Origin of the sequence: Streptomyces sp. x-80, from assembly GCF_046549095.1 — a bacterium.
GTDB lineage: Bacteria > Actinomycetota > Actinomycetes > Streptomycetales > Streptomycetaceae > Streptomyces > Streptomyces celluloflavus.
In genome coordinates, this window is sequence record NZ_JAJPWM010000030.1 from 61,029 (window position 1) to 72,794 (window position 11,766).

At 73.0% G+C, this 11,766-nt stretch carries 5 protein-coding genes and 1 tRNA gene; 5 read left to right on the top strand and 1 reads right to left on the bottom strand.

Features of this window, described 5'->3' with window-relative positions; genetic code table 11:
- Positions 1 to 164: 164 nt before the first annotated feature.
- The 5 genes from topA to ACLJWH_RS38030 all read left to right on the top strand — a co-directional run bounded on the left by topA (position 165) and on the right by ACLJWH_RS38030 (position 10,595).
- Positions 165 to 3,029 carry a type I DNA topoisomerase gene (topA, locus tag ACLJWH_RS38010; protein ID WP_411146374.1) on the top strand — a complete coding sequence of 955 codons (2,865 nt, stop codon included), beginning with the start codon at positions 165 to 167 and terminating at the stop codon, positions 3,027 to 3,029.
- 138 nt (positions 3,030 to 3,167) lie between these two features.
- Complete coding sequence (tmk, locus tag ACLJWH_RS38015; RefSeq protein ID WP_411146375.1) at positions 3,168 to 6,809, top strand: dTMP kinase; 3,642 nt, start codon at positions 3,168 to 3,170, stop codon at positions 6,807 to 6,809.
- Positions 6,810 to 7,281: 472 nt separating this feature from the next.
- On the top strand, positions 7,282 to 8,523 hold the full coding sequence (locus ACLJWH_RS38020) for a DNA polymerase III subunit delta' (RefSeq protein WP_411146381.1): 1,242 nt from the start codon (positions 7,282 to 7,284) through the stop codon (positions 8,521 to 8,523).
- A gap of 310 nt (positions 8,524 to 8,833) precedes the next feature.
- The gene (locus ACLJWH_RS38025) at positions 8,834 to 10,432 is read left to right on the top strand and encodes an alpha/beta hydrolase (protein ID WP_411146376.1); all 1,599 of its coding nucleotides are present in this window, start codon (positions 8,834 to 8,836) and stop codon (positions 10,430 to 10,432) included.
- A gap of 89 nt (positions 10,433 to 10,521) precedes the next feature.
- Positions 10,522 to 10,595: transfer RNA gene (locus ACLJWH_RS38030), tRNA-Thr, on the top strand.
- 129 nt (positions 10,596 to 10,724) lie between these two features.
- Here the strand turns inward: ACLJWH_RS38030 and ACLJWH_RS38035 are convergent.
- On the bottom strand, positions 10,725 to 11,766 hold a 1,042-nt coding region (locus tag ACLJWH_RS38035; RefSeq protein ID WP_411146377.1), incomplete at its 5' end, for a site-specific integrase.

The following is an 11,766-nucleotide window of genomic DNA, read 5'->3' on the forward strand; positions in this document are numbered from 1 at the left end:
GAAGACATGTAGTCGGGTTACCGTTCGAGTGGCGTTGCGGGGTTTCTCCGTTTGACACGGGGGCGGGAGGTACCGTCACACTCCGCAGCGTCAAGCGTCATCGCAGTCTGCCCCCGGCGTCCGGCCAGGGGGTTCCCAGACGTCGACCGGAGAGAAGAGCGAAGTTGTCCCCGACCAGCGAGACCGCACAGGGCGGCGGCCACCGCCGACTCGTTATCGTCGAGTCGCCTGCCAAGGCGAAGACGATCAAGGGCTATCTCGGCCCTGGCTATGTGGTCGAGGCCAGCGTCGGACACATCCGTGACCTTCCCAACGGCGCGGCCGAGGTCCCGGCGAAGTACAAGGGCGAGCCCTGGGCCCGCCTCGGGGTGAACGTCGACGCCGATTTCCAGCCGATCTATGTGGTCAACAGCGATAAGAAGGACCAGGTCAAGAAGCTCAAGGGGCTGCTGGCCGAATCCGACGAACTCTTCCTGGCCACCGATGAGGACCGCGAGGGCGAGGCCATCGCCTGGCACCTCCAGGAGATCCTCAAGCCCAAGGTCCCGGTCCACCGGATGGTCTTCCACGAGATCACCAAGGATGCGATCCGCGAGGCCGTCGCCAACCCCCGCGAGCTGAACCAGAAGCTGGTCGACGCCCAGGAGACCCGCCGCATCCTCGACCGCCTCTACGGCTACGAGGTCTCGCCGGTCCTGTGGAAGAAGGTCATGCCCCGGCTGTCGGCCGGCCGGGTGCAGTCCGTGGCGACCCGGCTCGTCGTCGAGCGGGAGCGCGAGCGCATCGCCTTCCGCTCCGCCGAGTACTGGGACCTGACCGGCACCTTCTCCACCGGCCGCACCGGCGACGCGAGCGACCCGGCCACCCTCACCGCCCGCCTGACCACCGTCGACGGCCGCCGTATCGCGCAGGGCCGCGACTTCGGCTCCGACGGCCGGCTCAAGAGCGACGCCGTCCTGCACCTGGACGAGACGCACGCGCGGGCCCTGGCCGCGGCGCTGGAGAACACCGACTTCGCGGTGCGCTCGGTCGAGTCCAAGCCCTACCGCCGCTCGCCGTACGCCCCGTTCCGTACGACCACCCTCCAGCAGGAGGCCAGCCGCAAGCTCGGCTTCGGCGCCAAGGCCACCATGCAGGTGGCACAGAAGCTGTACGAGAACGGCTTCATCACCTATATGCGTACGGACTCCACCACGCTCTCGGACACCGCGGTCGCCGCGGCCCGCGCGCAGGTGACGCAGCTGTACGGCGCCGGCTACCTGCCGGACAAGCCGCGCACGTACGCCGGCAAGGTCAAGAACGCCCAGGAGGCGCACGAGGCGATCCGCCCGTCCGGCGACCGCTTCCGTACGCCCGCCGAGACCGGGCTGACCGGCGACCAGTTCCGTCTGTACGAGCTGATCTGGAAGCGGACCGTCGCCTCCCAGATGAAGGACGCGGTCGGCAACTCCGTCACGGTCAAGATCGGCGGCCGCGCCGCCGACGGCCGGGACGCCGAGTTCAGCGCCTCCGGCAAGACCATCACCTTCCACGGCTTCCTGAAGGCGTACGTCGAGGGCGCCGACGACCCGAACGCCGAGCTGGACGACCGCGAGCGGCGGCTGCCGCAGGTCGCCGAGGGTGACGCTCTGCTGGCGCGGGAGATGACCGTCGACGGCCACGCCACCAAGCCGCCGGCCCGCTACACCGAGGCCACGCTGGTCAAGGAGCTGGAAGAGCGCGAGATCGGCCGCCCCTCGACGTACGCGTCGATCATCGGCACGATCCTCGACCGCGGCTATGTCTTCAAGAAGGGCACCGCGCTCGTCCCGTCGTTCCTCTCCTTCGCCGTGGTCAACCTGCTGGAGAAGCACTTCGGCCGGCTCGTGGACTACGACTTCACCGCCAGGATGGAGGACGACCTCGACCGCATCGCACGCGGCGAGGCGCAGGCCGTGCCGTGGCTGCGGCGCTTCTACTTCGGCGAGGGCGAGGCCGAGGGCGTCGCCTCGGACGCCGGCAACGGCGACGGCGACCACCTCGGCGGCCTGAAGGACCTGGTCACGGACCTGGGCGCGATCGACGCCCGGGAGATCTCCTCGTTCCCCGTCGGCAACGGAGTGATGCTGCGGGTCGGCCGCTACGGTCCGTACGTCGAGCGCGGCGAGAAGGACTCCGAGGGCCACCAGCGCGCGGACGTCCCCGACGACCTCGCGCCGGACGAGCTGACCGTGGAGTACGCGGAGGAGCTGCTGGCCAAGCCGAGCGGCGACTTCGAGCTGGGCACGGACCCCGAGAGCGGCCACCAGATCGTGGCGAAGGACGGCCGCTACGGCCCGTACGTCACCGAGATCCTGCCCGAGGGCACCCCGAAGACCGGCAAGAACGCGGTCAAGCCGCGCACCGCCTCGCTCTTCAAGTCGATGTCCCTGGACACCGTCACGCTCGCGGACGCGCTCAAGCTGATGTCGCTGCCGCGCGTCGTCGGCACGGACGCCGAGGGCGTGGAGATCACCGCCCAGAACGGCCGCTACGGCCCGTACCTCAAGAAGGGCACCGACTCGCGCTCGCTGGAGACCGAGGACCAGCTCTTCGGCATCACGCTCGACGAGGCGCTGGCGATCTACGCACAGCCCAAGCAGCGCGGCCGGGCCGCCGCCAAGCCGCCGCTGAAGGAGCTGGGCACCGACCCGGTCAGCGGAAAGCCGGTGGTGGTCAAGGACGGCCGGTTCGGCGCGTATGTCACCGACGGTGAGAGCAACGCGACGCTGCGCCGGGACGACGACGTCGAGACGATCACCCCCGAGCGGGGCTACGAGCTGCTGGCGGAGAAGCGCGCCAAGGGGCCGGCGAAGAAGACCGCCAAGAAGGCGCCGGCCAAGAAGGCACCGGCGAAGAAGACGGCGGCCAAGAAGACGGCCGCCAAGAAGACCGCGGCGAAGAAGACCACCGCGGCCACGGCCACCGCCAAGAAGACGGCCGCGAAGAAGACCACGGCGAAGAAGGCCACCGCGAAGACGGCGGCGGCGAAGCCGGCGGCCGAGGACTGAGCCGGGGCCGCGCCGGGGCACCCCCGGCGCGGCCGGCAGGCAGGACAAGGGCGGGCAAGGCGGACGGCGTTCCGCCGGGCCCGCCCGTTTGTTCGGCCGGTCGCCCGCCGGGGCGCGCCGTCCCGATAGGCTGGCAGGATGACGCGTGCCGAGCAGCCACCGGTCGTGACCCCCACTTCAGGCGCCCTAGCCGCGGATTCCCGCGAGCGCGCCGTGCGAGCCCTGCTCCGCTTCCCCCCACTGAAGCGACTGTGGAGCGCCCAGTTCGTCGGGGGCATCGGCGATGCCCTGTCCCTGTTCGCCCTGGTACTGCTCGCCCTCCAGGCGGCGCTGTACACACCGGCGGGCGGCCAAGCCGTCTTCGGCGGCGGCTACCGGGGCGTGGCCTTCGCGGTCACCGCGGTCTTCGCGGCCCGGATACTGGCCGCGCTGCTCTTCGGTGCGGTCCTGCTGGGACCGCTGTCGGCGCTGACCGCACCCGGCGGGCCGCTCGACCGGCGCTGGACGATGATCGGCGCGGACGGGCTGCGGCTGGTGCTGCTGGTCGTCGCCCCCTTGTGGATCGACTGGACGCCGGGTACCGCGCTGATCTGGCTGCTGGTCACGGTCTTCGTCACCGGCGTCGCCGAACGCCTGTGGACCGTCGCCCGGGAGAGCGCCGCGCCCGGCCTGCTGCCCGCGCCACCCCCGGAGGGCGCCGCCGTACGGCCGCTGCCGGACAACCTGGACGCGCTGCGCCGCCTCTCGCAACGCACCACCTTCGTGTCGCTGCCCCTCGCGGCCGCCGCACTGGTGGTCGTCACGCTGGTCGGGAAGCTGCTGGCGACCGGTATCGACTGGTTCGGCGCCCACCAGGCCGCGCTCGGCTCGTACGTCGCCGCGGGGCTGTTCGCCGCCTCCGTGTCGATCCTCTACTTCATCGAGTTCCCCGGGGTGCCGACACCGCGGCCGCGCTCCCCGCTGGAGGGCCTGCGCCGGCCGACGTCCGCGCCGGCCGACGGCAAGGACCGCGCGGCCGCCGACCGGGGGCGTACGGGCGCGGTCCCGCTGCTGGTACTCGGCTGCGCGGCGGTGGCCGCCGCGATCGCCGCGGCCGTTTCGCTGGCCGTGCTGGACGCCTTCGACCTCGCCGGCGGCCCGGCCACCTTCGCACTGCTGGTGGTCGCGCTGACCGGTGGACCGGTCGCCGGTATCCGCGGCGCCCGCAAGGTGCTGCCCGCCCTCTCCCGGCGCCGGCTGCTCGCCCTGGCCATCGCCGTGACCGGCCTCGCGCTGCTGGCCATGGGGCTGGTTCCGGACACGACGACGGTGCTGCTGCTGGCGCTGCTCGCGGGCGTGGCCGCCGGTGTCGCGGCCAACACCGGCCATGTCCTGCTGGAGCAGGAGACCGAGGAGCCGCGCGCGGCCCGGATGACCGGGCATCTGCACGCCGTCGTACGGCTCGCGGTCGCGCTGGCCGCCGTCGTCGCACCGCTGCTGGCGGCCGCCATCGGCCCGCACCGCCTCGGCAGCGCGAGCTTCGACGTCGCGTACGGCGGCGCGGCCTTCACCCTGATGCTCGTCGGCGCGCTGCTGCTGCCGGTCGCCGCCTGGGTGCTCGGCAAGGTGGACGACCGGCAGGGCGTACCGCTGCGGCGCGATCTGCGCGCGGCGCTGCACGGCGGCGAACCGGACCAGGCGCCCGCCGCCACCGGCTTCTTCATCGCCCTGGAGGGCGGCGACGGCGCCGGGAAGTCCACCCAGGTCGAGGCGCTCGCGGCGTGGATCCGCGGCAAGGGCCACGAGGTCGTGGTGACCCGCGAACCGGGCGCCACCGCGATCGGCAAGCGTCTGCGCTCGATCATCCTGGACGTCTCGACGTCCGGGCTCTCGGACCGGGCGGAGGCGCTGATGTTCGCCGCCGACCGCGCCGAACACGTCGGCAGCGTCATCCGGCCCGCCCTGGAGCGCGGCGCGATCGTCATCACCGACCGCTACATCGACTCCTCGGTCGCCTACCAGGGCGCCGGGCGCAACCTCGCGCCCACCGAGATCGCCCGGATCTCGCGCTGGGCCACCGACGGACTCGTCCCGCATCTGACGGTGCTGCTGGACGTCTCGCCGGAGACCGCCCGGGAGCGCTTCACCGAGGCGCCGGACCGGATGGAGTCCGAGCCCGCCGAGTTCCACCAGCGGGTACGGGCCGGTTTCCTGGCACTGGCCGCCGCCGATCCGGCGCGCTATCTGGTCGTGGACGCCGGCCAGGAGCCGGAGGACGTCACGAAGGCCGTACGGCACCGCCTGGACCAGGTCCTGCCGCTGTCCGAGACCGAGCTGGCGGCCCAGGAGGCGGCCCGGGAAGCGGCCCGGAAGGCCGCCGAGGAGGAAGCCCGGCGCAAGGCCGAGGAAGCGGCCGCGCGCAAGGCGGAGGAAGAGCGGCTGGAGCGCGAGCGCCAGGAGCAGCTCGCCAAGCTGCGGGCCGAGGAAGCGGAGCGCAAGCGCCGCGAGGCCGAGGAGGCCGAGGCCCGGGAGGCCGCCCGGCAGGCGGAAGAGGCCCGGCAGGAGGCCGCCCGGCAGGCAGAAGAGGCCCGGCAGGAGGTTGCCAGGCAGGCGGAAGAGGCCCGGCAGCGCGCCGAGGAGGCCCGGCAGGCGGCGGAGGCGGAGCGCAAGCGCCGCGAGGCCGAGGAGCGGGCCCGGCAGGCGGAGCAGGAGCGGCTGCGCAAGCGGGCCGAGGAAGAGGCGCGGCTGCGCGCCGAGGCGGCGGAACGCCGCCGGGAGAAGCAGCGCAAGGCCGAGGAGGCCCTGCTCCGCGCCGAACAGGCCCGGATCGCGGCGGCGGCCGCGGCGGAGGCCGAGGCGGCGAAGAAGGCGGCGGCCGCCGCGGCGGCGGCCGAGGCACCCACCACGGAGACGCCGGTCACGGACCTGCGGAAGCGGGTGGCGGGGGCGAACGAGGAGAACGGCGGGGCAGGCGGGGCCGACGGGGCCGGTGAGGGTCGCGGCCGGAGTGGTGCCGGTACGGGATCCGGTTCCGGTGCCGGTACGGATCCGGGTTCGGACAGCGAGCGGACGGCGTCGTTGCCGCGGCCCGAGGTGCGGGACGTACCCGGGGCGGCGGACGAGACGGCGGTGCTGCCGCCGGTGCGTGACGGGCGCGACAACCGCGACGGGTATGGCGGGCAGGGCGGTCAGGACAGCCGTGACGCGCGTGATGCGTGGGACGGCCATGACGGGTGGGGCGGCCGAGGCGCCCATGGCGGCCGTGGTGGCGACGACGGCCGTGGCGCCGCCGCGGACGGGGCGGAGACCACCGTCCTGCCGCGGCCGGGTGCCCAGCGGGATCCGCGGCCCGGCGGCGGTACGGATGCCGCGGACACCGCCGTGCTGCCGCCCGTGCGGGCCGGTGGGCACGAAGCCGCTCACGGGTCCGGCCACGGGTCCGGCCACGGCACCGCGCACCAGACGCGTGCGGTGCGGGGCGGCGACCCCGTCGACCGCGTACCGCCGTGGCTGTTCCGCGCGGAGGACACGCCCGACGCGGCGGCCCGGCAGCGGTCCGCCGCCGAGTCGGGTGTCGAGCGGACCCGCGAACTGCCGCAGATCGACCCGGCCACCGGCCGTCCCGCCCCGGCACCGCAGCGCGACCGCCCCCGCCCGCAGTGGGCGGAGGAGACCCCGCTGGACGATCTGCCGACGCTCGCCGACGAGCTCCTCGGCCCGCGCGGCGACGCGCACCAGGTCGACGGCGCGGGCGAGACCGACGACCGCCGCGACCGGGGCCGCCGAGGTCGGCGCGGCTAGCCGCCCGCCGACCGGGAACATCCGGGAACGTCCGGGAGCATCCGGAAAACGGCCGCGGCCGCAGCCGAAACGCTGCGGCCGCGGCCGTTTCCGCGCCGGGGCCCGGCCTCGGATACCGTTTCGGACGCCGCCCGGACCCGTCCCCGGACAGCTCCCGGCCGGCTCCGCGGACCTGTTTGTCAGTGGGGTGCACCACAATGGGTCAGACGCGGAGTGCAGCACCGCGTACGGGCCGGGTGTCCGACGCGTACGGCAGGGCGGTACGAGGTGTACGGCCGGCCGGCTGTACGGGTGAGCGGACGCGGCGCGGACGGGTGGACGGGCGCCGCCCGGCGGACGCCACGCCACGGCGCCCGGCGGGAGACGGCACCCGCCATGAACAGGTGCCGTGACGGGGGCGCTCGGCACGGCAGGCACGGCGTACGGCAAGGCTTACGGCACGGAGCAGGACGGACAGGAAGGGCGGGCAGCGATGGCGGTATGGGACGACGTGGTCGGCCAGGACCGGGTGACGGCGCAGCTCGCCGCGGCCGCGCGCGATGCGGACGCCATCGTGACCGCCGACAGCGCGCTCGCCGGCGCGCCGCGGGACACCCCGGCCCCGGCCGGGCAGACCGGCGCGTCCCAGATGACGCACGCCTGGCTGTTCACCGGCCCGCCCGGCTCCGGCCGGTCCACCGCCGCCCGCGCGTTCGCCGCCGCCCTGCAATGCGTCAGTCCGGACCGCGCGCTCGGCGGCGCCCCCGGCTGCGGCTTCTGCGACGGTTGCCACACCAGCCTGGTCGGCACCCACGCCGACGTCGAGATCGTCCGTACGGACCTGCTGTCCATCGGCGTCAAGGAGACCCGCGACCTGGTCCGCCGGGCCTCCCTCTCGCCGGCCGGCGGCCGCTGGCAGGTGATCGTCCTGGAGGACGCCGACCGCCTCACCGAAGGCGCGGGCAACGTCCTCCTCAAGGCCGTCGAGGAACCCGCCCCCCGTACGGTCTGGCTGCTGTGCGCGCCCTCCGTCGAGGACGTCCTGCCCACCATCCGCTCGCGCTGCCGCCACCTCACCCTGCGGACGCCGCCGGTCAGCGCGGTCGCCGACGTCCTGATCCGGCGGGACGGCATCGAGCCCGCCGCCGCCGAGGCCGCGGCCCGCGCGACCCAGGGGCACATCGGCCGGGCCCGCCGGCTCGCCACCGACGAGCGGACCCGTGCCCGGCGCGCGGCCGTCCTCAAGCTGCCGATGCGCGTCGACGACATCGGCGGCTGCCTGAAGGCCGCCCAGGAGCTGATCGACGCCGCGGGCGAGGACGCCAAGCAGGTCGCGGACGAGGTCGACACCAAGGAGACCGAGGAACTGCGCGCCGCGCTCGGCGCCGCGGCCGGTACCGGCGGGCGGCTGCCGCGCGGCACCGCGGGTGCCATGAAGGAACTCCAGGACAAGCAGAAGCGCCGCGCCACCCGGACCCAGCGCGACAGCCTCGACCTGGCCCTGAGCGACCTCACCGGCTTCTACCGCGATGTGCTGGCCCTCCAGATGGGCGCCTCGGTCCCGCTCGCCAACGACGAGGTCCGCGACAACCTCCAGCGCATCGCCGCTACCTCGACCCCGGAGCGCACGCTGCGCCGGATAGAGGCGGTGATCGCCTGCCGCGGCGCCCTGGACCGGAATGTGGCCCCGCTGCTCGCGGTCGAGGCGATGACCGCCGCCCTCCGCGCCGGCTGACCACCCCGCCGCGGGGCCGCCACCCCGCCGCCCCCGAAGCCAATCGCACACTCACGGTCCGCGTCCGGATACGCTCCGTCCAACGGCATCGCCCGACCACGGCCACCAGCCCCACCAGCCTCCTCCACCGCCACGGCCGACCACCGTCCTGGCCGGCCACCCACCGCCACCCCCTTTGCCACCGCCTCGGCTCGTCTCGCGCCCCACCCCGCGGCCGAAGCCGAACCCGACCGAAGTCGAACCCGAAGCCGAACCCGAAGTCGAACCCGAAGCCGAACCCGAAGCCGAACCAGGGACCGAGGGACCGCCCATGGCCACCAGCCGCCTGCTCCGCTCCACCGCTGCCGTCTTCGCGGCCACCGCTCTGCTGATCTCCGGTTGCTCAGCCCAGAACTCCGCCACCGACACCTCGACACCCCCGGACCGCACCAACGGGGCAAAGGACGAGAACGCCGCCCCCGACAGCTCGGTCCCCGCCCTCCAGCCGCTCCCCGCCGCCATCCCGGCCGACCTCAGGCCGTACTACGACCAGAAGCTCAGCTGGCGCGACTGCGGCGTCTCCGGATTCCAGTGCGCGACGATGAAGGCGCCCCTGGACTACGCCGCGCCCAGCGCGAGCACCGACCTGAAACTCGCCGTGGCCCGCAAGAAGGCCACCGGCCCCGGCAGCCGGCTCGGCTCCCTCATGGTCAATCCGGGCGGCCCCGGCGGTTCGGCGATCGACTACCTCCAGCAGTACGCGCCGCAGCCGGCGGCGGTCCGGGCGCGCTACGACATGGTCGCGATGGACCCGCGCGGCGTCGCCCGCAGCGAACCGGTCGAGTGCCTCTCGAACCAGCAGATGGACTCCTACACCCAGACCGACCAGACCCCCGACTCGCCGGCCGAGGTCAACAAGCTCACCACCGCCTTCCGCGACTTCGCCCAGGGCTGCGAGTCCCACTCCGGCAAGCTGCTCCCACACGTCTCCACCGTCGAGGCGGCCCGTGACATGGATGTGCTGCGCGGCGTCCTGGGCGACAAGAAGCTGACCTACGTGGGCGCCTCCTACGGCACGTTCCTGGGGGCCACCTACGCCGGCCTCTACCCCTCCCGGTCCGGCCGGCTCGTCCTCGACGGCGCCATGAACCCCGCGCTGAACTCCCGCACCACCAGCCTCGACCAGACCGCCGGCTTCAACACCGCCTTCACGGCCTTCGCCGCGGACTGCGTCAAGAAGAGCGACTGCCCGCTGGGCACCAAGAGCGCCGACGACGCCGGCCGACAGCTCTCCGCCCTCTTCAAGAAGCTGGACGCGCACCCGGCCGTCACCGGCGAGAGCCGCCCCCTCACCGAGTCCCTCGCCACCACGGGCGTCATCGCCGCCATGTACGACCAGAAGGCGTGGCCCGTCCTGCGCGAATACCTCGCCCAGGCGGAGAAGGGCAACGGCCGCGGCCTGCTCACCCTCTCCGACAGCTACTACGAGCGCTCCCCGGACGGCGCCTACGCCAACCAGATGTACGCCAACCCCGCGGTCAACTGCCTCGACCTGCCGCCCGCCTTCACCACCCCCGACCAGGTCCGCGCCGCCCTCCCCAGCTTCCGCAAGGCATCCCCGGTCTTCGGCGACAACTTCGCATGGGCCTCCCTGAACTGCGCGTACTGGCCCGTCAAGGCCACCGGCAGCGTCCACCGCATCGAGGCCAAGGGCGCCGACCCGATCATCGTCGTCGGCACCACCCGCGACCCGGCCACCCCCTACACCTGGGCCAAGGGCCTGGCCGCCCAGCTCTCCAGCGCCACCCTGCTCACCTACGTGGGCGACGGCCACACCGCCTACGGCCGCGGCAGCCAGTGCATCGACACCGCGATCAACACCTACCTCCTCGAAGGCACCACCCCACCCAAGAACACGCGCTGCACCTGATCCACCCCACCCCACCCGCCGCCCCTGACCAGCCACTGAACCGAGGACAGAGCACCCCCCGGCGATGTGTAGACTAGGCCGCGCAACACGCCGCCTTAGCTCAGTTGGCCAGAGCAACGCACTCGTAATGCGTAGGTCTCGGGTTCGAATCCCGAAGGCGGCTCAGTGAAAACCCCAGGTCACATAGCACGTGACCTGGGGTTTTGTCTTGCTCGGGGCATGACGCGTCACACGGCCGGGGTGCCGTGAGATGGCTTGCGTGAGCGATGCGTGAGCGGAGGGGCTCCGGGCCCTACTTCTTGGGCTTCTTCCGCTTGGCCTTCTCGCCGGTTTTCTTCTTGGCTTCCGCCTGCGTTTTCTTCGCCTGCTTCGCCTTCTTGGCGGCCTTCGCGGCCTTGCGGGCGGCCTCCTCCGCCTCGGTCTTCCGCTGAAGCGGGACCAACTTGGCGGTGGCTTCGGCGGCGTCCTTGGCGACCTGTGGGAAGACGCTCTGGTAGATGTCCCGCGTGATCCGGGTGTCGCTGTGTCCGAGGGTGTCGGAGACGACCTTCACATCGACGCCGGCGGCGAGCATGAGCGTGGCCGCGCCGTGGCGGAGGTCGTGCAGCCGGATCGGCGGGAGGCCGGAGGCGGCGACGAGCCGTTCGAAGAGGTCGGTCACCTTGCCGGGGTGCAGCCAGGAGCCGTCTTCCTGGGTGAAGAGCAGGCCGGTCTCGACCCAGGCGGAGCCCCACTCCTCGCGCTCGGCGTCCTGCTGCTCGCGGTGCCGTTTCAGGACGCTGACGGTGTCGTCGTCGAGCGCGATCACACGGAAGCCGCTGTCCGTCTTGGGCTCGGACGTCTCGACCTCCCAGCCATCCTGGACGAGTTGGGAGGAGACGGTGAGGGAGTGGGTGTCGAGGTTCGTTTCCGACCACGGCTGCCCGCACGCCTCGCCCCTGCGCAGCCCGCGGAAGGCGACCAGGTGCCACATCGCGTACAGCCGGTCCTTGGCGACGAAGTCGAGGAAGGCGCCGGTCTGCTCGGGCGTCCAGACCATCACGGGCGACGGCTTCTCGCCCGTCTGTTGCCACTTGGCGATCCGCTCGTCCGTCCACACCAGTGCCTTCGGCTTGCGTACGGGGTCGATCTCGACGTGGGCGGCCGGGTTGAAGGTGAGGACCTGCTGGCTGATCGCGTCGTTCAGCGAGGCCCGCAGCGTTGCCTTAGAGGAGCTAACAGAATGTCGTGTGGGGGCATGTCGTCTGGGGTGGTGGCTCGTTGGGCTTGTCATGGGGAAGGGGCCGCCGTGGTTGGTGTCGGATGACTTGTGGGGGCGGGTTGAGCCGTTGCTG

Coding starts and splice junctions, on each gene's coding strand:
- tmk (WP_411146375.1), top strand. CDS start 3,168: ATGACGCGTGCCGAGCAGCCACCGGTCGTGACCCCCACTTCAGGCGCC.
- ACLJWH_RS38025 (WP_411146376.1), top strand. CDS start 8,834: ATGGCCACCAGCCGCCTGCTCCGCTCCACCGCTGCCGTCTTCGCGGCC.
- ACLJWH_RS38020 (WP_411146381.1), top strand. CDS start 7,282: ATGGCGGTATGGGACGACGTGGTCGGCCAGGACCGGGTGACGGCGCAG.